The organism is Haloactinomyces albus (assembly GCF_031458135.1).
GTDB classification, from domain to species: Bacteria; Actinomycetota; Actinomycetes; order Mycobacteriales; family Pseudonocardiaceae; genus Haloactinomyces; species Haloactinomyces albus.
The window spans coordinates 3,339,494-3,360,336 of the sequence record NZ_JAVDXW010000001.1 but is presented as its reverse complement, the minus strand read 5'-3'; the positions used below and the strand labels follow the sequence as shown (position 1 = coordinate 3,360,336).

General features: G+C 66.3%; 24 protein-coding genes and 1 tRNA gene. 9 read left to right on the top strand and 16 right to left on the bottom strand.

Features of this window, described 5'->3' with window-relative positions:
- Positions 1 to 9 precede the first annotated feature (9 nt).
- Complete coding sequence (locus tag JOF55_RS15975; RefSeq protein ID WP_310275061.1) at positions 10 to 330, top strand: hypothetical protein; 321 nt, start codon at positions 10 to 12, stop codon at positions 328 to 330.
- 201 nt (positions 331 to 531) lie between these two features.
- Positions 532 to 1,140, top strand: coding sequence for a TetR/AcrR family transcriptional regulator (locus JOF55_RS15970; RefSeq protein ID WP_374727523.1), 609 nt, complete (start codon positions 532 to 534; stop codon positions 1,138 to 1,140).
- Positions 1,141 to 1,201: 61 nt separating this feature from the next.
- Here JOF55_RS15970 and JOF55_RS15965 read toward each other — a convergent pair whose 3' ends face one another.
- Complete coding sequence (locus JOF55_RS15965) at positions 1,202 to 1,423, bottom strand: DUF3618 domain-containing protein (RefSeq protein ID WP_310275056.1); 222 nt, start codon at positions 1,421 to 1,423, stop codon at positions 1,202 to 1,204.
- Positions 1,424 to 1,634: 211 nt separating this feature from the next.
- Between JOF55_RS15965 and JOF55_RS15960 the strand changes: the two genes are divergently transcribed.
- Positions 1,635 to 1,708 (top strand) — tRNA-Leu (locus tag JOF55_RS15960).
- Positions 1,709 to 1,942: 234 nt separating this feature from the next.
- Here the strand turns inward: JOF55_RS15960 and JOF55_RS15955 are convergent.
- On the bottom strand, positions 1,943 to 2,152 hold the full coding sequence (locus JOF55_RS15955) for a DUF397 domain-containing protein (protein ID WP_310275054.1): 210 nt from the start codon (positions 2,150 to 2,152) through the stop codon (positions 1,943 to 1,945).
- A 27-nt stretch (positions 2,153 to 2,179) separates the two neighbouring features.
- Positions 2,180 to 2,983, bottom strand: a complete 804-nt coding sequence (locus JOF55_RS15950) for a helix-turn-helix domain-containing protein (RefSeq protein ID WP_310275052.1) — start codon at positions 2,981 to 2,983, stop codon at positions 2,180 to 2,182.
- 285 nt (positions 2,984 to 3,268) lie between these two features.
- Here JOF55_RS15950 and JOF55_RS15945 point away from each other — a divergent pair, with 285 nt between their 5' ends.
- The 4 genes from JOF55_RS15945 (at position 3,269) to JOF55_RS15930 (ending at position 5,464) form a co-directional block, all read left to right on the top strand.
- The gene (locus JOF55_RS15945) at positions 3,269 to 3,442 is read left to right on the top strand and encodes a hypothetical protein (protein WP_310275050.1); all 174 of its coding nucleotides are present in this window, start codon (positions 3,269 to 3,271) and stop codon (positions 3,440 to 3,442) included.
- A 306-nt stretch (positions 3,443 to 3,748) separates the two neighbouring features.
- A complete protein-coding gene (locus JOF55_RS15940) occupies positions 3,749 to 4,219 on the top strand; it encodes a hypothetical protein (protein ID WP_310275048.1) in 471 nt (156 codons plus the stop codon).
- A gap of 379 nt (positions 4,220 to 4,598) precedes the next feature.
- Complete coding sequence (locus JOF55_RS15935) at positions 4,599 to 4,793, top strand: hypothetical protein (protein ID WP_310278511.1); 195 nt, start codon at positions 4,599 to 4,601, stop codon at positions 4,791 to 4,793.
- Positions 4,787 to 5,464 (top strand): methyltransferase domain-containing protein, encoded by a 678-nt coding sequence (locus JOF55_RS15930; protein ID WP_310278388.1) that lies wholly within the window; start codon positions 4,787 to 4,789, stop codon positions 5,462 to 5,464. Before JOF55_RS15935 ends, JOF55_RS15930 begins: the two co-directional genes overlap by 7 nt.
- Positions 5,465 to 5,646: 182 nt before the next feature.
- Here the strand turns inward: JOF55_RS15930 and JOF55_RS15925 are convergent, their stop codons facing one another.
- The 3 genes from JOF55_RS15925 to JOF55_RS15915 all read right to left on the bottom strand — a co-directional run bounded on the left by JOF55_RS15925 (position 5,647) and on the right by JOF55_RS15915 (position 8,079).
- The gene (locus JOF55_RS15925) at positions 5,647 to 6,807 is read right to left on the bottom strand and encodes an NAD(P)/FAD-dependent oxidoreductase (protein ID WP_310275046.1); all 1,161 of its coding nucleotides are present in this window, start codon (positions 6,805 to 6,807) and stop codon (positions 5,647 to 5,649) included.
- Positions 6,804 to 7,016, bottom strand: a complete 213-nt coding sequence (locus JOF55_RS15920) for a ferredoxin (protein ID WP_310275044.1) — start codon at positions 7,014 to 7,016, stop codon at positions 6,804 to 6,806. The genes JOF55_RS15925 and JOF55_RS15920 overlap by 4 nt, the downstream gene beginning before the upstream one ends.
- Positions 7,017 to 7,161: 145 nt before the next feature.
- Positions 7,162 to 8,079 carry a LysR substrate-binding domain-containing protein gene (locus JOF55_RS15915; RefSeq protein WP_310275042.1) on the bottom strand — a complete coding sequence of 306 codons (918 nt, stop codon included), beginning with the start codon at positions 8,077 to 8,079 and terminating at the stop codon, positions 7,162 to 7,164.
- Between the two features lie 289 nt (positions 8,080 to 8,368).
- Here JOF55_RS15915 and JOF55_RS15910 point away from each other — a divergent pair, with 289 nt between their 5' ends.
- Positions 8,369 to 9,547 carry a cytochrome P450 gene (locus JOF55_RS15910; protein ID WP_310275040.1) on the top strand — a complete coding sequence of 393 codons (1,179 nt, stop codon included), beginning with the start codon at positions 8,369 to 8,371 and terminating at the stop codon, positions 9,545 to 9,547.
- Between the two features lie 45 nt (positions 9,548 to 9,592).
- Here the strand turns inward: JOF55_RS15910 and JOF55_RS15905 are convergent, their stop codons facing one another.
- Positions 9,593 to 11,323 (bottom strand): CocE/NonD family hydrolase, encoded by a 1,731-nt coding sequence (locus tag JOF55_RS15905; RefSeq protein ID WP_310275038.1) that lies wholly within the window; start codon positions 11,321 to 11,323, stop codon positions 9,593 to 9,595.
- Between the two features lie 208 nt (positions 11,324 to 11,531).
- On the opposite strand from JOF55_RS15905, the gene JOF55_RS15900 reads away from it, so the two are divergent.
- Positions 11,532 to 12,473 carry an MBL fold metallo-hydrolase gene (locus JOF55_RS15900; RefSeq protein WP_310275036.1) on the top strand — a complete coding sequence of 314 codons (942 nt, stop codon included), beginning with the start codon at positions 11,532 to 11,534 and terminating at the stop codon, positions 12,471 to 12,473.
- Positions 12,474 to 12,530: 57 nt separating this feature from the next.
- On the opposite strand, the gene JOF55_RS15895 is transcribed toward JOF55_RS15900, so the two are convergent.
- The 9 genes from JOF55_RS15895 to JOF55_RS15855 all read right to left on the bottom strand — a co-directional run bounded on the left by JOF55_RS15895 (position 12,531) and on the right by JOF55_RS15855 (position 20,411).
- On the bottom strand, positions 12,531 to 12,953 hold the full coding sequence (locus JOF55_RS15895; RefSeq protein WP_310275034.1) for a type II toxin-antitoxin system VapC family toxin: 423 nt from the start codon (positions 12,951 to 12,953) through the stop codon (positions 12,531 to 12,533).
- Positions 12,943 to 13,209 carry a type II toxin-antitoxin system Phd/YefM family antitoxin gene (locus JOF55_RS15890; RefSeq protein ID WP_310275032.1) on the bottom strand — a complete coding sequence of 89 codons (267 nt, stop codon included), beginning with the start codon at positions 13,207 to 13,209 and terminating at the stop codon, positions 12,943 to 12,945. Before JOF55_RS15890 ends, JOF55_RS15895 begins: the two co-directional genes overlap by 11 nt.
- A 99-nt stretch (positions 13,210 to 13,308) precedes the next feature.
- A complete protein-coding gene (locus JOF55_RS15885; protein ID WP_310275030.1) occupies positions 13,309 to 14,250 on the bottom strand; it encodes an alpha/beta hydrolase in 942 nt (313 codons plus the stop codon).
- A 105-nt stretch (positions 14,251 to 14,355) separates the two neighbouring features.
- A complete protein-coding gene (locus tag JOF55_RS15880) occupies positions 14,356 to 15,471 on the bottom strand; it encodes an FAD-dependent oxidoreductase (protein ID WP_310275028.1) in 1,116 nt (371 codons plus the stop codon).
- A gap of 34 nt (positions 15,472 to 15,505) precedes the next feature.
- Entirely contained in the window at positions 15,506 to 16,459 is a 954-nt protein-coding gene (locus JOF55_RS15875) for a phosphotriesterase family protein (RefSeq protein ID WP_310275026.1), read from the bottom strand.
- Between the two features lie 45 nt (positions 16,460 to 16,504).
- On the bottom strand, positions 16,505 to 17,494 hold the full coding sequence (locus tag JOF55_RS15870; RefSeq protein ID WP_310275024.1) for a phosphotriesterase family protein: 990 nt from the start codon (positions 17,492 to 17,494) through the stop codon (positions 16,505 to 16,507).
- Positions 17,495 to 17,748: 254 nt separating this feature from the next.
- On the bottom strand, positions 17,749 to 18,492 hold the full coding sequence (locus tag JOF55_RS15865; protein WP_310275022.1) for a GntR family transcriptional regulator: 744 nt from the start codon (positions 18,490 to 18,492) through the stop codon (positions 17,749 to 17,751).
- A gap of 583 nt (positions 18,493 to 19,075) precedes the next feature.
- Positions 19,076 to 19,486, bottom strand: coding sequence for a hypothetical protein (locus JOF55_RS15860; RefSeq protein ID WP_310275020.1), 411 nt, complete (start codon positions 19,484 to 19,486; stop codon positions 19,076 to 19,078).
- Between the two features lie 397 nt (positions 19,487 to 19,883).
- A complete protein-coding gene (locus JOF55_RS15855; RefSeq protein WP_310275017.1) occupies positions 19,884 to 20,411 on the bottom strand; it encodes a hypothetical protein in 528 nt (175 codons plus the stop codon).
- Positions 20,412 to 20,843 lie beyond the last annotated feature (432 nt).

The window sequence follows — 20,843 nt, the reverse complement described above, 5'->3', positions numbered from 1 at the left end:
GGAGGCACCATGGCTACCGGACACATCACTGCCAATTACCTGCCCGAGGGCGACGACTGGTCGGTCACCGTCACCTCGGGGAGCCAGACCCACACCGCTCGGGCTCCGGGATTGATCGCAGCGCGGGACAAGGCCGACCAACTCATCGAGGAGGTTGCCCCGAACCAGTCCGGGCGCGTGGTGATTCACCTGCTCGACGGTGACGGTTTCGCATTCAGCACCGCCTACCTCCAAGCCAGGCACGGATTGTCCGACGAGGCGACTCTCGCGGCAGCACAGCAGGCGAGTGCTGCCGCCGACAAGGGACACACCAGTCACATGGCCCGATGAGCACGACCGGGGCGATCTCGGTAGCGTTCACCGTGGAGGAAAGGGATTCCAATCTCGAGGATGTCCACCGTGAACGCACCCACCAGTAGTGCCGATACCACCAGCGCAGCGACCGGCGGCGGTCCCAGTGAAGACACTTCCGGCACCAGGACTCCCGATGACAGGGCAGCAGCCGACAGCGCGCGAACGGAGCACACGCACCTGAGCCCCGCTCCGGGCCGCAGCAGCAGACAGCCCACCCCGGGAAGAGGGCGCCCCCGCGATGCCAGCAGGGATGCCGCACTGCGCAGCGCGGCTCTGGAAGTGATGGCCGAGGTCGGCTACCGCGCGCTGACCATGGACGCGGTCGCCGCCCATGCCAGGGCGGGCAAGGCAACCATCTACCGCCGCTGGGAATCCAAACTGGAGCTGGTCATCGACACGTGCACCCAGCTCGTCCAGCGCAACATCCCCGAACCCGACCACGGCTCGATCGACGGCGACCTCCGGGAATTTCTGAGTGCGTTCGCAGGCTTCCTCGGCGGCCCGATCGGCAAGGCCGCACAGGCACTGGTCGGCGAGCTGCCGCACGAGCCGGAGCTGGCCGAGGCGTTCCGCGAGTCCTTCCTGCTTCCCCAGCGGGATGTGCTGCGCCGCATCATCGATCGCGGTCTCGAACGTGGTGAAATCCGCGCCGACGCACCGATCGACACCGTCGTCGAGCTGGCCGGCGCCGCGCTGATCCACCGCCTGATGCTCACCGGCGATCCGTTGGACCAGCGCTTCGTCGACCGGCTGCTCGACGAGGCGCTGCTCCCGCTTCTACGCTGAGGTCGTGCGCCGCGGGACGATGCCGCTTCACCCGCCTTCCGCGGTGGGCGCACGGGCCGCTTCAGCGGAACAGTTTGCGCACCACGACGACCGCGACCACAGCGCCGACGCCGATCAGCGCGTAGCGCACCTTCGGGTCGTTCAGTTTTTCCTGGATACTGGCCTTGCCGGACTCGACGACGCGTGCCGGGCTCGCCTTGGTCTCCAATTCGTCGAGTGTCGCGGCCAGCGCATCGCGGGCTTTCTCGATGTCGCGCTGGATGTCGTCGGGGTCACGGGCCACGTGTCCTCCTCTGCGTTCACCGGGCTGCCTGTTCATCGGTGGCCTGTCCACCCGACTACTGCACCCTGGCTGCGTACACGGTAGATCACACCGCACAAAGATTCTCACCCGTGGTTGCCCGTGTCGCGCCGACACCCGCCGGGCACTCCTCCGGCACGGGGAACGGCCACCGCGAGCACGCTCGCGGGCACACGCTAGGCTGGGGGCCATCGGGGCCGTAGCCCAATTGGCAGAGGCACTAGGTTTAGGTCCTAGCCAGTGCGGGTTCGAATCCCGCCGGCCTCACTTGTGATTTTCCGGCCAGCAGCGGAGCAGAAGCCCGATGTGAACCGGCGAGCCGCATACCGCAGAAGCACCGCACACGGCGCGATCTCCAGTTACTACCAACTGCCAACACGGCATCGCCCCCCGGTACATGGGCACCGGGAGGCGATGTGCTGCACAGACGAAGAGCCGCCATCACTGCTCTGTGCAACGAGGGCGGCTCTTCGCCGTGGTGGCCTCCGGTTCGTTCGCGGTTCAGCTCGGGTCGAGCCGCCCGCTCTTGACGGTGGCGACGAATGCCGACCACTGCTCGGCACCGAACGCCAGCGTTCCGTACGAGCGATCTTTCGTATCGCGCACGCCGCGTGCGTTGTCGGCGAAACCGACCTCGACGCAGTTGCCGTTATTCGCATTGCTGCGAGTGGACTTGCGCCAGGCAGCGCCCGTGAGGTTCGGGGCGGGCATCCCGCACCTCCTTCATCTGTGCTCACTTCACTGCTCGGACAAGCGCTTGAGCATGGCGCGGGACTCCTCCGCGTCGAGCGCCATGCCGCCAAGCTGCTCGACCATGAGGCTATACCGCGCTATATCGCCCGGGTCTTCCTGGTAGATCGCACCCCGCTCGTTCTCGAGGTAGGCAAACGCAGGCGAGTCCTCATCGGGAAACCGCATCAGCACGAACGAACCGGACATCGCCGGATGTGCGCCCGCCGAAAACGGCACCACGCGCAACGTGATGTGTTCGAGCTCGGATGAGGCGTACAGGTGCTCGAGCTGCTCGCGCATCACGTCGGCGCTGCCGACCCTGCGCCGCAGTACCGCCTCGTTGAGATAGAAGTGCAGGCGCGGCGGTGTCTCGCCGTCGATCCTCGATTGCCGCTCGCGACGCAGTTCGACCGATCGCGCCACGTCGGCATCGCTGATATCCGGGCGCGCTCCCCGTCCGATCGCTTCCACATACGCCGACGTCTGCAGCAGGCCGGGCACAAACTCGGACTCATAGTTCCACAAGTCTGCGGCGTCGCCCTCGAGCCCGACGAAGTAGCGAAACCAGTCAGGCACGGTGTCACGGTAGGCGGTCCACCAGCCGCGCTGTCCAGCCTCCTTCGCCAAGCGCAGCAGGTTATCGAGCGTACCCGCGTCAACATCGTAGAGCTGGCATAGCAGTCGTACGTGCGGACCCTTGATCGCCTGGCGTCCGAGCTCGATCTTGCTCAGGGTCGGCTCGCCGATCTCAAGCCATTCAGCGGCATCCTTGCGGGTGCGATCTGCGCTGACTCGCAACTGTCGCAACATAGCGCCGAGCTGCCGTCGCCGCACGCTCGGTCCAGGGCGCTTCGTCATGACTGCCTCTCGCACAGGTGATCTCGGAACGTGCGCAAGTCTGTCACGTGCATCTCGGGTTAGGAACGTGCCTGTGCGCTCGGGCTCGGCCTGATTCGTCCTTTCGAGTGATCATCTCCTGCGTTTCTGCGCGCATATTGATGAAGGAACGTTCCTGTGACAAAGTTCCCAAAGTGTCAGTGATCAGTGACCGTGTGTTTTCGGTCGTTCCTATGTGATCGCACGGGGAGTGATCTCATGCCCGACTCGGGCCATCTTGCAGTCCTGCTCGTACTCGGCAGCGTCGCGCTCGTCGCGATCGGCAGCGCCATCGCATCGATTGCCGCCGACACCCGCCCGACGAGCGCCAACTCCGCCACCCGCGCCCGCCGAAACCGTTCCTACGTCCACCTGGGGAATCGCCGTGTCTAATCCGCTGCTATGGATCGTCGTACTGGCTTGCACCGCGCTCGTGTGGGTACCGCTCGTGCGCGACCTCGTCGACGAGTTGCGCAGTCATTCACCCGTGCCGTCACGGCGTCGCAGGCGCCAAGCGCGCGACGCCGCCCGTGCGCTCCGGTCGCGCGTGGGCGGACCGGTCCCCGAGTGCGCACGCAGCGCTGAGCACTCGTCGTACCGTCAGCACGCCCCCGAACGGCTTCGGCAAGTCATACCGGCGGCGAGCACGGTACCGTCTCCCGCGTCCACCGCCGGCCTCCGCTCGAGGGGGCCTGCCGCATGACCGTGATCCTCGCTCGCAACCGGCACGGCACCGACGAGCACAGCCGCAGCGTGCACGCTTTCCCGCTGCCGATTGCACCCGACGCGACATACCTCCGCGCCGCCTGCGGGCGCTCCCTCGCCCGCACCGACGCCGACGTCGTCGAGATGTTCACCGGCGCACCCTGTACGGCGTGCCTGCTGCTGGCGGCCCGCGTCACCGAGACCGGGGAACCGAATAACGGAGCCGAATCAGCACCGCAGCTTCCCACCGCCGGAACGGGCGCATCCACGGGGCGCTACGCGGTCGCGCTGCGCGGTGAACATGTACGCCACCTCGTGCCCGCACGGCCGATCACGGGCAGGCTCGACGGGCACAGCGTCGTACAAACCGTGTGCGGCTGTCTCGGATGGGGACCATTCGAAGAATGTCCACAGTGGCCACTCTGTGGTCGGTGTGCGCGAATGCCCGACGAGGCGATCTCGTGAACAAACACGCCTGGCTGACCGGTGTGCACGAATCTCGGTGGCATGCAGTGGCAATCTCGACACCAGCGCCGATCGCCGCATGTGGACACCGAGTACGCGGCCCGGTGCATCGCAGGATCGGACACGCGCCTCCGGTCGACGAGACACGCGACATATGTCCGGCGTGTGCGCACACGGTCGGCTACGTCGAACCACATCGACTGCGACACCCGGACCCGATCCCGTGGCCGACCACCGACCCGGACACCGACGCGACCGTGCCGACGAAACGACATCCGTCACTCGTGGCAGCACTCGCCGCCACCCTCCTCGACGCAACGCCACACGAGGGATAACGCACAGGAAAAATCCATCCCCACCAAGCAGCATTCGTGCGCTCATGTCCGCATTCGGATTGAACTACGGCGCGCTGGACTTCATCATCACCCGGTTCGCCGACCGCGGCACCCACCACGAGGCCACATCGAGCAGCACCAAGCCCGATCTGATCGTGCGCATGCTCGAAACACTCGACGTGCACGACGGGCACACCGCGCTCGCCTCGCCGATGTCGGGTACCACCCCACTCTGGTAACACGGGACGAAGCGGACGGACTGCCCGAACAGGCCCCGTACGACCGGATCATCGCGACCTGCTCGGTACCCCGCGTGCCCTGGGCATGGACCGAGCAGCTCACCATCGGCGGCACGATTCTGGTCGACGTCAAACCCACCACACACGCGGGAAACCTCGCACTCCTCCACCGCTATCCCGATCGGCTCGAAGGGCGTTTCCTCGACCGGTGGGCGGCATTCATGACCATGCGCCACCACGGCGACACACCACCAGCGGCCATCACAGCGCCACAAGACGACCGGCCACGAACACGCACCACCGCAGCACCACCGAGCCCCTGGTGGGATCACCGCGTCGTATGGCTGCTCGCCCGGTTCCACGGGCTCCCCACAGACGTGGCAGTCGGGATGCAACTGGACCCGCAAACCCGGCAACCCACCGCAGCCACCATGTCCACACCGGACGGATCGACGGCCACGATCGATCTCGCACCTATCGACGGCCGCCACCGGGTCACCGAAACCGGGCCGACCTCGCTCTGGGATCCGGTCGAGCACGCCCACCAAGCCTGGCTCGACCATGACCGTCCCGACTGGCCACGGCTCGGGCTGACCATCACACCCCACCACCAGTGGCTGTGGATCGACGAGCCGCACGGCCCGCACCAGTGGTCGGGAGTGTCGATCTAGCCGAAGCAGCCGCTTCAGCCTGTCGAATCACCACCCCACACGCGAAGATCAGAGCAGTACCTCGACACTCCTTGGCTCGGGTTGGCTCGGGCAAGTCCGTTCAGCGACCCGTTCCGAGGGGCGTACAGGCGGCGAATGTCCCCAGGTCCGGGCGTCCTTGCGCGCGGCCGGCAGTGGTCGGTTCAGGTGGTGGCGGGCGCGTGGGCGCCGAGCTTCTTCAGCTTGACGATCGGAATGCGGTGGTTGACCGAAACCGCAGCCACAGGTCGGCCTTGGTGGTGCCACTGAAGGAGCGTCGACCGCTGCCGGGGATCGCCGGCCAGGACTGTCGGCACAGTGCCCGCAGGGATCTCGCCGCTGATTTTGATATCGAGACCGAACTGTTCGGTCCAGTAGTAGGGGTCCGGTGGTGGCACGGGGGCAGTTTCGCCGTGCAGGAGCGTGCGAGCGGCGGCCTGGCCCTGGAGGACGGCGCTGGTCCAGTGCGGGGAGCGCCGGGCCCCCGCACCGTTCCTACGGGTGACGGTGACGTCGCCGGCGGCAACGATGTGCGGCGTGACGCGGCAGCGCGGGTCGACGACGAGGCCGCCGTCGAGGGGTAAGCCGCTGTCGGCCAGCCATTCGGTGTTGGGGAGGTCGCCGACTGCGGAGACGACGACGTCGGCGTTCAGTTGCCGGTCGCCGCAGTCGACCCCGGTGATCTCGGGATGGCCGACCAGCCCGACACCGTTGGGGGCTTGGACGAACCGCACGCCACGGTCGCGCGCGGCGTCGACGACCAGATCCGCCAGCCACGCGCCGAGCAGCCGGCGCAGAGGTGGGTCGCGGTCGACGACGGTGACCGTCAGTCCGAGTTCGGCACAGGTGGAGGCGACCTCCATGCCGAGGAACCCGCCACCGACCACGAGCACGGAATCCGCAGCACCGATCCGGTCTCCCAGCGCGGTGGCGTCATCGAGGGTGCGGACGACGTGTTCGCCGGTCCGGCCGGGTATGGCGAGCCTGCGGGCGTGGGCGCCGGTGGCGATGGCCAGCCCGTCGTAGGGCACCTCCTCGCCGTCGGCGAGGATCACCCGCCGGTCTTCGGGCCGCAGGTGCGCGGCGCGAGCGCCCGGGCGGACGGTGATGTCTTCACCGAGTGCCGGTAGGGCGGCCAAGTCCGGCGTCTCCTTACCGGACAGGACGCCCTTGGACAGGGGCACCCGAGAGTACGGAGCGTGGATCTCCTCGGACAGGAGGGTGATGTCGCCCTCGAAGCCCTGCGCGCGCAAGTTCTGGGCGGCGGTGACCGCGGCGATCGAGCCACCGGCGATCACCACTTGTCGCAATGGGAACGCGCTCACTGGGCCCCCTCGGACTCGGACACCACGCGAAGAGCGGCTACGGGGCACACGCGCGCACCCGCCTCCGCTTTGGCGTGCAACTCCGGCGGGACCTCATCCACGAGCAGCTCCAGCTCCGCGTCGTCGTCGAGCCGGTAGACCTCCGGGGCGGTCTGTTCGCACAGACCGTGGCCCTCACAACGGTCTCCGTCGAATTCAATACGGCTCATGACACACCTCGCAGACTCAGACGATGACGATGGCCCGAGAAGAACAGCGGTACTGCCTCGAAAAGGGCCTTGCGTCACGATCCCAAGCCGCCCATGAACCCAGGAAGACCGATATTCCGATCCGGAACATAGGTCATGTCTATAGTCACTCGGGCTCTCGAAGCGGTGCCGTCGCTCGCAGGACCACATCGCGGAGGAACTCGTGCTCGGGGTCGTCGTCGTAGAAGGGGTGCCACCACATCGCTTCCACGAGCGGCCCGGCGTCGACCGGGCACGGCAGTGCCCGGACGCCGGCGTCCGCCGGGAACCGCTCCACCAGCCGTCGTGGCAGGACGGCGATCCGGTCGGTGCCTGCGACCATCTCGGGAATGGCCAGGAAACTCTGCATCGTGACCTGGACGTGCAAGTCGATGCCCAGGGTTCGTAGCGCACGCGCGACCGTCGTCCAGGAGGTGGCCGTCTCGTACGCGGCGACCCATGGGAAGGATTCCAGTTGCTCGACGGTCACCCGGTCATCCAGGACGGGATTGTCCGCGGCGACGATGCACTGCCACTCGTCCCGGAACAGGTCTTGATGAGCCGCATCGGTGATCATGCCGTGCGGGAGCATCAACAGGTCGCAGTCGAGCAATGTCTCGGGGCAGCCCTCCACGTGACGAGTCGTGACCGTCGTGATGGCCAGCCGCGTGCGCGGCGCCTCCTTCGCGAGAAGGCCGGTCAGGCGCCGGGCGATCATGGAGGTGTCGTAGTCGCTGGCGATGATGTGGAATTGCCGCTTGGAACCGGCAGGGTCGAAGTCGGGCTGTGACTCGAAAACGCGATCCGCAGCCCGGACCGCTGTTTGCGTGCGCTGTTGCAGGCGGCGAGCCAACGGTGTGAGGCGGTGCTGCCGCCCGGATCGGACGAGGAGATCGTCGTCGAAGTGACGGCGCAGGCGGGCGAGCGACGCCGACATGCTCGGCTGGCTGACCCCCATGCGTTCGGCCGCCCCGGTAACAGTGCGTTCCTCCAACAACGCGCGCAACGCCCTGAGCAGGTTGAGGTCCACGGTGTCGGGGTTCATAGCCGCTGAAGTATAACCAACGCCTATGCGCGGCCTCAGAAGTTTCGTCTTCCTCGATGCTCGGATGTAGCCGACACTGAGGAGGCACACCGCCGAAGGCGGTAGTCAGCGACATTGTTCGGCACCAGCCCTGACTCCGCGAGTGCGGCGCTTCGAACCGACCGGTGAGGTGATCCGGCGCTATAACCCGGTGGTGCGCAGCTTGGACCGCCGTTCCGCTCGCCGTCGAGGGCATCGCCGAACAGCGCTGATGTCCCCCAATTATCCGAACATGGTGTGAGGTGCCTCCATGACCGTGACAGCACAATCTTCGTCCGGTGTGGACATTTTCTCCGACGAAGTCCTGACCGACCCGTATCCCGTCTTCGCCGAGCTGCGCGAACAGGCGTCCGTGGTCCGGCTGGAGAAGACCGGCGTCTGGGCGATCACGCGGTACCAACCGATCCGCGAGGCGATGGGTAACTGGTCGGTCTTCTCGTCGAACGCGGTTGCCTTCAACGACCGGATGAACGAGATCCTCGTCGGGACCTCCCTCGCGACCGACCCGCCGGACCACCAGCAGCTGCGCGCCGTCATCTCCGACAACCTGTCGCCCCGCGCGCTGCGCAGGCTCAAGGGCGACATCGAGGCCAAGGCCGACGACATGGTGGCGGATCTGGTCCGGCGAGAGACGTTCGATGCGGTCGACGACCTCGCCCGAGCGCTGCCGCTGGCGGTCGTGGTGGACCTCATCGGCGTGCAGGGGGCCGTACGGGACAACATCCTCAGCTGGGGCGAGGCGGCGTTCAACCTGCTGGGCCCGATGAACGAACGAGCGATCGACGGCTTCCCGCTGGCCGGCGAGCTGTTCGAGTGGGCGCACAACGTCCAGGCCAAGGACCTGGTCGAGGGCAGCATGGGGCACGCGATCTTCGCCGCTGGGGAACGCGGGGAGATCCCGCACGAGAACTGCGGGATGATGGTCCACCAGCTCGTCGCGGCGGGCATGGACTCGACCATCGCGGCGATCAGCAACGCCATCGCGATGTTCGCGGCGCACCCGGACCAGTTCGACCTCGTCCGCGACGACCCCTCGTTGATTCCGTCCGCGTTCAACGAGGTGCTGCGCTACGAGGCCCCTATCCACGCCTTCGGGCGGCGCGTCAAGGAGGATTACGAGCTCGACGGGACGATGATCCCCGCAGGCTCGCAAATCGCGGTGCTGTTCGGGTCCGGGAATCGCGACCCGCGCCATTACGAGGACCCGGACACCTTCCGGGTGCGGCGGAATCCCGTCGACCACCTGTCCTTCGGCTACGGCCCGCACAGCTGCGCAGGCCAGGGCCTCGCCAGGCTCGAAGCGTCCGCCGTGATCGGCGCGCTGGCCCGGCGGGTACGCCGACTCACCGTCGGCACCCCGCAACGCCGCCTCAACAACTCGACCCGCAGTCTCGACAAGCTGCCGGTGGTCGAGCTGGAGGCCGCCTGATCGGAGCGTGCGAAGCGTCGAGGTCGGATCGACCCTCCGGTTCGGCTACTTCTTCTCCGCCGCGTTGCGTGTGGTGAACGGCAGCACGAGCCGGGAGGGGTGGGCGGCGTCGCGGTAGATCTTGTGCGTGACGGGGCGACCCACCGGCAGGTGGAAGGCGTCCGGCGGCAGCAGCGCGTTGTGCGCGTCGGCCAGCGGCTCGTCGTTGGAGAGCTCCACCGTGAGGCGGTGCCCCGGCTTGAACGTGTTCGCGAACGGGTAGAGGCGCAGCACGTACTCCTCGATCGTCCCCGGCTCCACCGGCACGGTACGCGTGTGCGGGTGGTACGGGTTGCCCTCGGTGGTGCGCTCGTCGAGCTCGCGGTGCGAGGCCTTGAGGTAGCCGGTGGTGATCAGCTGCCGGTTGCCGTCCGGGGCGGTGTCCCACAGGCGCAGGATGAAGTTCGTGTCATCCTGGTCGATCTCCGCGAAGAGGTGCGCGGCACCGGTGCCGATCAGCTCCGTGTTCTCCTCGAACGGCTCGGTGCTCCAGCTCAGGATCTCCACCTTGTCGGTCACCGTCAGCGGCACCTGGTAGAAGCCGTCCGGGGCGGCGTACTCCGCACCCATCAGCTCGGGCTCGGGAGACAGCTTGCGGCGCGGACGCAGGTACAACGACCGGTACTCCACCTCCTTCGGCGGCCACTGGCTGCCGGTCACCCGCTCGCGCGAGCCCTCCACGGAGACGGTGACCTCCGGCTCGTCCAGCACGCCGTTGTCGATGCCCTTGAGCCAGTAGTCGTACCACCGGAACATCGTGTCGTGCTCCTCGACGAAGGGGCGCGACTGCATCGGCGGGTACGGTCCGATGTCCAGCCTCTTGGGGCCCTTCAGCACGTTGAACAACTCGATGGTGCCGTCCACGGTCCAACCACGGCCCTGGTCGATCTGCAGGTAGACCGGGATGTCGATGTTCGGGGCCAGCGTGATGGGGTTGCGCTCCTCGTACCACTCGCCGTCCAGGTGGTTCAGCACGATGTCGAACCAGAACTCGCGGTTGGTGGGGTAGCGCAGCACGTGCACCAGGTTCGGCCAGGCGGCCACGTCCGGGTCCTCCAGCCGCGCCTCGACCAGCTTCTGCAGCTCCTCCCGGGAGTACATCTCCTGCATGCGGGACTTGACGTTGGTGTGCGCGATACCGGAGTCACCACCGCGCCCCTCACGCGCAGCGCGCGGCATGAACCACATGATGCCGCCGTGGTAGGTGGTCTCGTAGAAGTCGAAGTGGCCACCGCTGACGAAGATGGCCTTCAGGTGCGGCGGGCGCTCGGCAGCGGCCAGCACCTGCATGGACCCGAAGTAGGAGATGCCGATCATGCCGACGTTGCCGTCGCACCACGACTGCTCGGCGACCCACTCGATGAAGTCGTACGCGTCCTGACCCAGGGACACGCCGCCGGCGTTGTAGTTGCCGATCATCTCGCCGCCCGAACCACCGGAGCCGCGCAGATCACCGATGACGTGGACGTAGTCCTCCTGGACGACGCGTGCGATGTCACCGGCCTCGATGCAGCCGTCCCACAGTGGGCTGGGGCGCCGCTGGGGAGGCATGGTGAGGGCGAAGGCCTGCAACTCCTTGCCGTAGGGACTCAGGGCCACCAGTGCAGGCCGCGGCTTGTCCTCGGCGCCGTGGTAGGCGTCCGCGGCGAGCTCGACCCCGTCCCGCATCGGGACCCGGAGGTCCTTGCGGATGTTGATCGTCTCCCCACCGGCATCCCACGTCGTGAAATCAGCCATGAGTGTGCAGCTCCTCTGCAACGTTCGAGTACCAGGTGTACCGCTGGCGGACATGCTCTCCAGAGCGTGACTTATACATATTATTATATTAATGTAGATAAGGCCACATCGTCGACGCGGTCCACGCGCGGCGCTGCCACGATCGACGGCGTAGCCGACGGTCATCGAAGACCGGGAACCGCCTCCGGCGAGCGAAGGAGAGACAGCGATGACGCACGACGTCAACATCCACCCCCTGGTGTCGCCGTGGGGACGTTTCGGCCTCTACAGCTTCTTCATCGATGCACCCGAACCGGCCATCGTCGACACCGGGATCGCCTCATCGCCTGTCGACGGCATGGTCCCCGCCCTCGAGAACCTCGGCCGCAGCATCGAGGAGGTGCGCTGGATCCTGCTGACCCACGGCCACATCGACCATCTGGGCGGCGCGCACGCCCTGTGGGAGCTCACCGGTCGGCGCGCGCAGGTCGTCATCCACGAGGCCGACGCGCACCTGCTGCGCTCGCGGCGCGCGCACGTGGACAAGTACGTCGACGCGCGCAGGCAGTACCTGCACGATCCGAACGGCGAGGAGGAGCAGACGAGAATGGCCGACAAGGCCATCTCGGGCGAGATGGAGCCGAGCGTGCTGCTGCAGGGCGGCGAGACCCTCTCCCTCGGCGGGGACGTCTCCGTCTCCGTGCACTACATCCCCGGTCACACCGCCGGATCCGTCGCCTACGTCGTGGACGGACAGAACTCCGTGTTCGTCGGCGACGCCGTGCAGATCCACGGGGCCGCCAACGGCTTCCCCGGCTACGAGGATCCGGCCGCCTACCGCTCGAGCCTGCGGTACCTGCGCGACGAGGTCCGCCCGCAGCACCTGTACCTGGGCCACCCGTACCGCGGTGCGGACGGAGTGTCCTACGGCGTCGAACTGGACACCGAGGCGTCCCGGCGGGCCCTGCAGGAGAGCCTGGACATCGAGGCCCGCGTTACCGACACCGCCCAGCGGGCCCTGTGCGACGGCCTGCAGGAGACCGATTCGGCGTACTCGCCGTTCGAGCGGGTGGCCGAGGAGCTCGGCTACACCGGGGACCCCACCCTGGAACCGTCCCCGTTCTTCACGACGCTGCACGGCTACCGCAAGCAGTTCGACGCGGCTCGGTGATCCACGACCACAACGGTCTACGGTCGGCCGCGCCGCACTACATCACGATCATCAGCATCAAGCGCTGATTATCGGTCGAGTAACCGGCTTCACGCTCAGCAGTTGCTTCAGTCCGGAGAAGTCGTCCGGGTTGGTCGTATACAGCGGCAGGCGATTCGCAGCGGCGACACTGGCGATCATCAGGTCAGCGACCCGTCTCCGTGGCACGCGGCCTGCCTCCAGGACGGCGGCCGACACACGGCCGTAAACTCGCGCGGCTTCGGTATCGAACGGCAACGGGTCGAACTCGGCTTCAGCGCGTTGCAGGACATCCAGGCGCCGTGCTCGTTCACTCGGATCACCGGTGTGGTGGGGTCCCGCAGACAGCTCGGCCAAAGTGACGCTGCTGATCGACATGCGGGCCGGTAGCTCAGTGTGATCGACGAGGCGACGAAGTATCAGAATGTTGGTGTCGAGCAACCCGTGGATTTCATCGTCCATAGGGGTCCCGCATCTCGGCGTCTACAGCGTCGTCGAGATCGGTGCGGAACCGCTCGACGTCGACCACCATCGCACTTTCCGACATCGCAGCGAACTCAGCACGGCTGACTACGCGACGTTGCCGCAGCGGGACCAACTCACCGATCGGCGTACCGCTGCGGGTCACCACGAACGTCTCGCCGTGCGCGACAGCATCCATGATCTCGCCGGACCGGCTCCGAAGGTCCCGTTGCGTTATCTCATGCTCAACCGTCATGCGCTTACAGTACTCGACTGTGCCGCGCGGTGCTACACCGTGCCACCATCAAGTCTCGGCTGTAGACCGGGGACACTGTTGGAGGGGAGGCGGGCGAGCTCAGCGCCGGTTCAGGAATTCACCCGTCTCGGTGAAGGCCTGGTAGTACTCCGGGATCCAGGCGAAGTTCACGACGAACCCGTGGTTGGAACCCGCGTAGCGACTGACCGTGGCATCCACGCCGGCCTCTTTCAGCTTCTGCCCGTAGAGTTCGCCCTCGTCGCGCAGGGGGTCGTACTCCGCGGTGATAACCAGGGCGGGAGGCAGCCCGGTGAGATTCTCGCGTTTGATCGGCGAAACGAGGGGATCGGCCGGGTCGGCGCCGCTGTCGATGTAGTGCGAGTTGAAGGGCTTCAGGCCGGCCGTCTCGAGGCCGTAGCCTTCGGCGTTTTCCCGCAGCGACGGGTAGCGATCGACGTCGAAGTCCAGGTCCACGGAAGGATAGAACAGGACCTGGTGCGTGATGCGGTCGCTCTGCTGATTGGCGATGGCGTCGTCGTGGGCCATCGCCGCGACGCTCGCCACGAAGTTGCCGCCGGAGCTGTCGCCGGCGAGGGCGAGGTTCCCCCCGTCCCACTTCAGGTCCTCGCCGTGCTCGGCGGCCCACCGGACCACCCCATAGCAGTCCTGGAGGCCGGCCGGGTATGCGGCTTCGGGGGCCAGGCGGTAGCCGACCGAGACGACCTTGTGTCCCGTTTCCTTCGCCAGTGACCGCGCGACGCCGTCGTGCGTGTCCAGGCTGCCCGAGAAGAACGCACCACCGTGGAAGTACACCAACAGGCCGTAGGAGTCCGCCTCGACCGGCGTGTAGATCCGCACGGGCACCTCACCCGACGACGTCGCCGCGGTGGCGTCGGTGACGGCGTGGAGAGGCAGGCGATCTTCGAGCGGCGGGACCTGTTCCGCCTCGGCGGCGCGCATCGCTTTCGGATCCGGCGGTGCGCTGTGGTCCGGCGTCGGGAGGGTGGCGAGCAACTTGGCGATCTCGGGATGCAGGGTCATGTCCTCTTCGTCCTCTCTGCGTCTCGTCCTCGGCAGTGGCGGACGGACCCGGTGAGGTTGGCCGGGTCCATCCGCCGACCTCCGTCCTGGGAGGCGGCGGGACGCTCAGTCGATGGAGGCCTTCTCGGGGAAGGCTGTCTTGAGGCCCTCCTTGGAGTCCCACTCCTCGCGGGAAACGCGCTGGAGCGCGTCGGTGGTGGGCTTGCGCCTCGACTGGTACAGCGCCAGCGCGCTCTGCACGGAGTCGGACTCCTGCAGGGCCTCGGCCAGGGCGCTGGAGTCCTGAACCGTCTGGTTGGCCCCCTGCCCCTGGTGGTGCAGCATCGCGTGGGCCGCGTCCCCGATGAGCACCACGGAGTCCGAGTGCCACGTGTCGATGGGGTCGATGTCGTACACCCCGCGGCTCGTGACCGCGGCCGGGTCCAGGTTCCGAGCGATCCGCTGCAGGCGCTCGTCGAAGCCGTCCAGCAGACCGGCGATCTGGTCGACGGTGACGTCCGGGCGCCAGCTGTCGTCGTCCGAGGGCGCGGTGATGTCGAAGGAGACCTGGTTGCGGTGACGCAGTGGCAGGAAGTAGACGAGGGAACCGTTGTCGCCCTGGTACATCCGGAAGTTGTCGTCGGTGACCATCCCGTACGTGTCATCGGCGGAGATGACCGCACGGTGCGCGTGGGCATGGGCGAACACCGGCTGGACATCGGCGAACAGCTGCGCGCGCACCGTCGAGCGGATGCCCTCGGCGCTGATCACCAGGTCGGCGGTCACCTCCCGGCCGTTGTCGAAGGTCACCGTCGCACTGTCTCCGTGGTCGGTGACCGACACCATCTTGTGGCCCAGGTGGAGTCGTTCGGCGGGGATGTGGTTGATGAAGGTGTCGATGAAGTCCGCGCGGTGGATCAGGCGGGTCTTGTTCTCCTGGGCGTACTCGTGCTTCTTGGGCCACTCCTCGCGCAGGATGGGCTCACCGGCGCCGGTGAGGATCTCGAAGTAGTCGCTGGCCGAGCTCACCGACGCCATCGCGTCGAAGATGCCCCACGCGCGGAAGGCCTCCACCGTCGGCGGCCGCATGCCGATGCCTGCGCCGACCTCACCGGTGGCGGGGGCCTGCTCGTAGAGGTGGACGTCAGCGCCCAGCTTGTCGAGGAACACCGTCGCGGCGGCACCGCCGAACCCGCCGCCGATAACGGCGACCTTCAGATTCCGGATCTCCGAATTCTGCATTCTTCGTCTCTTTCTTCTCAGGCCTCGGCACGGGTCAGTTGCGGATCGTCAGGAAATCGGCGGGGTTGTCCTCGAGCAGGGTTTTGATCGTCGCGTCATCGACACCGGCCTCGCGCAGGTCGGGAATGAGGTCGGTGAAGAGGTAGTTCACGGTGTGGCCCTTGACGCCCGGCCAGCCGAGCGGGCTGCAGTTCGCGTCGGCCGAGACCAGGAGCTGATCGAGATACCCCTTGTTCACGAGGCTGAGGAAGTGATCCAGACGCTCCTGGCGCGGGCGGGCCCAGAACGGTGGGTCCTCGAGTTCGGTCTCGTACCCGAACGTGTCGAAGCCGATACGGCCGCCCCGTTCGAAGATCCACTCGTGCGGAGTGTTCGGTGCGTTCGGGCCGTCATCGGCGTGCCCGAACAGCACGCGGTGCAGCGGGAGGCCTTCCTCCTCGAAGATGTCGACCGCGGGCTGGGGGTCGATCGCCAGGTGGGTCAGGATCGGCACGCCGGTCGCCACGGAGGCACGGGCCGCCGCGCGGTAGATGCGCTTGTCGAGCTCCGTCATGCGCCCGCCACGGCTCACACCGACCTTGATGACGCCGGCGCGGCTGCCGGTGTCGGCGATGCCGACGGTGATCTCGTGAACGAAGTGCCGGGTCAGGTAGTCGACGGTCGCGCGAGCGAAGTGCGGCAGCGCGGTGTCACCGCCGACGAAGCCCGTGCAGGCAACGATGTGGACCCCGGTCTTGGCGGACAGTGACTTGTAGTAGTCGACGTCGCGACCGTTGCAGATGCCGGTCACGTCGACGAAGGTCCCGCCGCCGTACTCGCGGAACCGACGCAGCTTCGGAACGGTCTCGGCGTACCGCTCCTCGGGCGTTTTCCACCACTGCGTGTCCAGTTCCGAGCCGGGCATGCCGTACCCGATGTGCTCGTGGACGGCCACGGCTCCCAGTTCTTCCGTGGGAACCGACCCCAGGACGGTGTTTACCCTTGACATGATCTCACTCCAAAGACTCACAAAGAATCGGTCGCCCTCGTCATCTCAGCGCAGGGTCAGCAGGTCGCGCGGGTTGTCCACGAGGATGCGCCGGGCGTCGGTGTCGCCGAGCCCCAGGGACTTCGCCAGGGGAACGAACGTCGAGGAGACGTAGCTGTACGGCAGTTCGTAGGCGGGCCGGCCCTTGGCCACGCCGATCGTGTTGCTCGACAGCAGGATCCGGTCTCCGTGGCCGGCCCGGACGAGGTCGAGCACCAGGGCGGCGCGCTCGCGGTCGGTGACGTGGGCATCGTCGTCATCCAGGCCCACGTGGTCCAGGGCGACGAAGGCCCCGCGGCGGGCGACCTCGATGGGGGCGCCGGCGGCGAGGGCGTCGGTGCGGTCGAGCCCGCCGACAACGACGCGGTCGGCCGGGAGCTGCTCGTCCAGGACGACGTCGAGGTCACCGACCGCGTCGCTGCCGTACCGGATGGAGACTCCGATGCCCGTGTTCAGGGCGGTCCTGGCCGCGCCGCGAAACAGGCTCTCCTCGGTGGCGGTCATGCCGTCGGAATCGGCCGCAGTGGCCACGAGGCCCGCGGCACCCCGCCGCTCCACGCGCGGGACCACCATGCCCTCGGTGATCTCCCTGGTGAAGAGATCGGCGAACTTCTCGGCAGGCCACGGCGTCGGCGGATTGGTCTGCGGCGTCAGGAAGTAGCCGCCGAGCATCTCCTCGGGTCCCATGCCCGTGGACGCGACGATGTGCACCCCGGTCGAGCGCGAGAGTGCCTCGTACAGCTTCACGTCGCGACCGTGGAACATGCCCGTGCTGTCGACGATGGTCTTCCCGCCGTGGTCGCGGAAGTCCGTCAGCTTCTTGGCCAGGACCTCGAAGATTTCCGCGCGGTCCATGGTGACGTCGAACGCGTGCTCGGCGCCCGGGACCACGGACAGCAGTGCCTCATGGACCGCGACGGTCCCCAGCTCGTCCGCAGGCACGGGGCCGAGGACGGTGTTGACGGTATTGCTCCTGACAGTTTGTGCGCCCGTCATTGGCACTTCCTTTCGTCAGCGTCATACCGGCGCGGCGTGGAGCGCTGTGGAGGAGCGTCCACAGCGGCATGTGCATTGACTCCTCGCCGAACTCGGTGCAGGCGGCAGTAAACGAAGGAGGGCAGTGCACCGGGGAGCCTGACGTCCGCCTTACGGGCCGTAGTCCACTGCCTCGTGAGTGTGAAACTCCCTACATATTGATATTTTATAATACTAAAGTCAAGCGCTCATCGCGCCCGGCCCCCTCCGGCGACTCACCCGCCCGTGACGAATCGGTACTTGAACTTCTCGGCCCGGTGGACCGCGAAACGGTAGCCCGCGAGCAGGCCACCCGTCGTGTAGAAGGTCGTCTCGATGGCGAGCAACGGGCTCCCCTCGCGCATACCCAAGCTCGCCGCATGGTCGGCGGTCGCCACCGTCGCCCAGGCCTCGTTATCGGCCCGTTCGAGCGTGATACCGAACTCTCTCTCCAACAGCTCGAAGGCGGAGCCCGTGTCCTCCAATTCCGCAGCCGTGGGGCTGAACTCCTCGGGCACCCGGATATAGACGTCGGCCTCGGCAAGAGGCTCACTCTCGACCGAGATCAACCGAGTGAAATGCAAGAGCCGCTCGTGCGCTTCGAGCCCCAGGCGGTGCCGAATCCGGTCGGGCGGCACGACCCGTTCGATGCCGGAGACCTTCGAGGCCGGATGCAGCCCGCTCTCGGAGAGGTACTGATGCAAAGCCCCCGGCCGCAGATCGGCCGGTCGATGCACTCGGACGCCTGGGACCGGAAAGGTGCCTCTACCCTGCTTTCTGTAGACGTACCCCTCGCTCGCCAACTCCTTGAGCGCCTGCCGGATGGGCGCCCGGCTCACGTCGAATCGGCTGAGTAACTGCGCCTCGGTCACCGGTTCCTGAGGATCCGCGACTCCCCTGGCGATCTCCGTGCGCAGAATGTCTTTGATCTGCCGATACAGGGGAACCCCGGACGAGAGGTCGAGTTCGCCATTTACCACGAGTCTTCAGGCCCTCCACGTCGTTGGTCACCGGGGTGCATCTCCAGGCAGTCAAGCACAGCTTGGCGCAAGCATGGGCGATGCCCGTCTTCAGGTCCTCCAACGCTGGACGAACCACGAGGTTGGTTGCGTCCGGGGGCGTGGTGTACGCCGGAAGCGCGGGTCAGCGTGGCGGTGATCATGAAGGCAGCCCTTGGCCGATCATTCCTGCTGCGACAGCAGGAAGACCGATCCAAGGGCTGCGATGATCCGTGTGCATGATGTCGACCGCGAGTCGGCGCTCGGGGAGTTGGCCCGGTTCCGGCGATCAGCACGGGCGACAAGGTGTCGACTCGTCGAGAAAATCCGCAGGCGGCCCCCGCCCGCCGAGAGACGGAGGCCACCTGCGGGTACTCGTGTCCGTGCTCTTGTACGTGGTGCGCTCAGGATCGGACCACTGGAGGATTCAAGAACCCACGGACAGGTGAGAATGCTGCTCGGCAACGATTACCGAAGGAGTCGTTGCCACGATCCGAAACCGAAACCACACGGAGAAATTCGAGCTTCGGCAACGACTGCTTTCCATCCGACAGGAAGGGGCGAATCACCAGCTCGCGTACTCGTGGTGCCCGTTGCCGTTCCAGTCCTTGTCGTGGTGCCCGTTGTCACCCTTGTCCTTGTCGTGGTCCTTGTCGCAATCCCTGTCGTGATGGCCGTTGCCGTTGTCATGGCCGTTGCCGTTGTCATGGCCGTTGCCGTCGTGGTTCCAGTCCTTGTCGTGGTCGTCCCACTTGTCGGAGCTGTACTCGACGTGCGTGTACTTGACGTTCTTGTACAGGGTGTACTCGTAGCTGGTGTACTCGTAGCTGCTGTCCATGTCCTTGGAGCAGGAGTGGTCGCACTTGTCGTGCTCGGGCTTGTCGTGCCCCCCTCCTGCCAAGGCCACGCCGGCGCTGCCGAACATGAGCGGGAGTGCCAAGCCACCGGCCGCGACGAGACGAGTAAGCGAACGCATAGAGGTACTTCCTTTCCCGAAAACGATCCAAGATCGGGATTTCGGATCATCGAAATTCCCGCTTGCCACTTCATTTTTAGTACGACCGGCCGGGAGTGTCGCAGCGAGTCGGGACTCTTCACTCCATGTGCTGAAACGCTGCCGAACCCGTAACAATCCGGATCACCGTCAGCCGCAACGGCCCGGATGCCGAATCAGAAAGAAATTGCACAACCGAGAAGGCACCGAAAAAGGCGAGAAGAGTTCCATTACGAACCACCACGTATCGACGTCCCCCGGTGGCCACGGCCACCGGGGGACGTCTGTCGCAACGCAGGCACGGCGGCGACTTCCCCTGTCACCGGTGGTATCCCCGCCCATACACGGGCCCCACCACCGGCAACTTCAGGCCGCGTACTCACACCTTCGTGGAAGCCCCGCTACCGTTGGAGGACCCGTCGCCGTTGGAGGACCCGTCGGTGCCGGAGTCATTGCTGTTCGTGGCGTTCTGCTCCACGTCCTGACCCTGCTCGGACATCTGGCCCTGCACAAAACCCTGCTTCTGCTCGGTCTCGCTCTCGTTCTCCTGGTCGAGCTTGGGCACGATCATCTGCATCGGGTCGCCCTCACCGCCGAGGACGAACTGGTAGATCGAGAACCTGTTGTAGTTGGTCTGCTCGTTCTCCTGCTCCTGCCCGGCAGTGTTCTTCTGAGCCTGCACCTGTTCCGAACTCGGCCAGCTCTGGTCGGCGGCCTTGTTCACGTTGTCACCGTCCTTGCCACCATCACCGTGGTCGGCCGGCTTGCCGTGGCCCTCACCGGACTTGTGATAACCCCCGTCAGTACCACCCTTGTCGTAGTCACCGGCCAAAGCCACGCTGGGCATCCCCAGCGCCAACGGAAGTCCGAGCGCTCCGGCGATCAATCCACGGTAGACATTACGCACAACGATCATTCCTTTCGTGTCACGTTTTCGTGAAATCCCATTGAAGCTCGATTCGGAAAAATCCGCATCGCCTCCGGAGGAGAATGTATCTCCCCGAATTCCTGATCGCTCAAATCGATCTTATGTGACTCAAATCACAAGTAACAACGTTGATGTGGAGTTCGATCAACACTGTGGGCAGTGGAACGCCCCTCGTGCCCGGAACCGTCCGCTCCGGGTGCTCCTCGCCGACTTCCATGTCGCCCTCCCAGGGGAGGCCACTCCTCACTCCACCGGGTGCACTCTCCGGCGCGATCACCGGGACGGAAAATCATTCGGGAGAAATTCACTTCCCACCGGAAACATCCATAAATGAATGATCCGCTTCGTGTCGTGTCGTATCTCTTCGAATCCTCCCCGCCATCCGGGCACCACTCCTCGGTACCCGCTCAA

Excerpts from the sequence above, each read along its gene's own strand:
- JOF55_RS15955 (WP_310275054.1), bottom strand. The coding sequence starts at position 2,152 with ATGCCCGCCCCGAACCTCACGGGCGCTGCCTGGCGCAAGTCCACTCGC.
- JOF55_RS15935 (WP_310278511.1), top strand. The coding sequence starts at position 4,599 with ATGTCCGCATTCGGATTGAACTACGGCGCGCTGGACTTCATCATCACC.
- JOF55_RS15920 (WP_310275044.1), bottom strand. The coding sequence starts at position 7,016 with ATGAGCCGTATTGAATTCGACGGAGACCGTTGTGAGGGCCACGGTCTG.
- JOF55_RS15900 (WP_310275036.1), top strand. The coding sequence starts at position 11,532 with ATGACGCACGACGTCAACATCCACCCCCTGGTGTCGCCGTGGGGACGT.
- JOF55_RS15895 (WP_310275034.1), bottom strand. The coding sequence starts at position 12,953 with ATGGACGATGAAATCCACGGGTTGCTCGACACCAACATTCTGATACTT.
- JOF55_RS15905 (WP_310275038.1), bottom strand. The coding sequence starts at position 11,323 with ATGGCTGATTTCACGACGTGGGATGCCGGTGGGGAGACGATCAACATC.
- JOF55_RS15890 (WP_310275032.1), bottom strand. The coding sequence starts at position 13,209 with ATGACGGTTGAGCATGAGATAACGCAACGGGACCTTCGGAGCCGGTCC.
- JOF55_RS15950 (WP_310275052.1), bottom strand. The coding sequence starts at position 2,983 with ATGTTGCGACAGTTGCGAGTCAGCGCAGATCGCACCCGCAAGGATGCC.
- JOF55_RS15945 (WP_310275050.1), top strand. The coding sequence starts at position 3,269 with ATGCCCGACTCGGGCCATCTTGCAGTCCTGCTCGTACTCGGCAGCGTC.
- JOF55_RS15910 (WP_310275040.1), top strand. The coding sequence starts at position 8,369 with ATGACCGTGACAGCACAATCTTCGTCCGGTGTGGACATTTTCTCCGAC.
- JOF55_RS15975 (WP_310275061.1), top strand. The coding sequence starts at position 10 with ATGGCTACCGGACACATCACTGCCAATTACCTGCCCGAGGGCGACGAC.
- JOF55_RS15915 (WP_310275042.1), bottom strand. The coding sequence starts at position 8,079 with ATGAACCCCGACACCGTGGACCTCAACCTGCTCAGGGCGTTGCGCGCG.
- JOF55_RS15860 (WP_310275020.1), bottom strand. The coding sequence starts at position 19,486 with ATGCGTTCGCTTACTCGTCTCGTCGCGGCCGGTGGCTTGGCACTCCCG.
- JOF55_RS15870 (WP_310275024.1), bottom strand. The coding sequence starts at position 17,494 with ATGACGGGCGCACAAACTGTCAGGAGCAATACCGTCAACACCGTCCTC.
- JOF55_RS15885 (WP_310275030.1), bottom strand. The coding sequence starts at position 14,250 with ATGACCCTGCATCCCGAGATCGCCAAGTTGCTCGCCACCCTCCCGACG.
- JOF55_RS15875 (WP_310275026.1), bottom strand. The coding sequence starts at position 16,459 with ATGTCAAGGGTAAACACCGTCCTGGGGTCGGTTCCCACGGAAGAACTG.
- JOF55_RS15940 (WP_310275048.1), top strand. The coding sequence starts at position 3,749 with ATGACCGTGATCCTCGCTCGCAACCGGCACGGCACCGACGAGCACAGC.
- JOF55_RS15880 (WP_310275028.1), bottom strand. The coding sequence starts at position 15,471 with ATGCAGAATTCGGAGATCCGGAATCTGAAGGTCGCCGTTATCGGCGGC.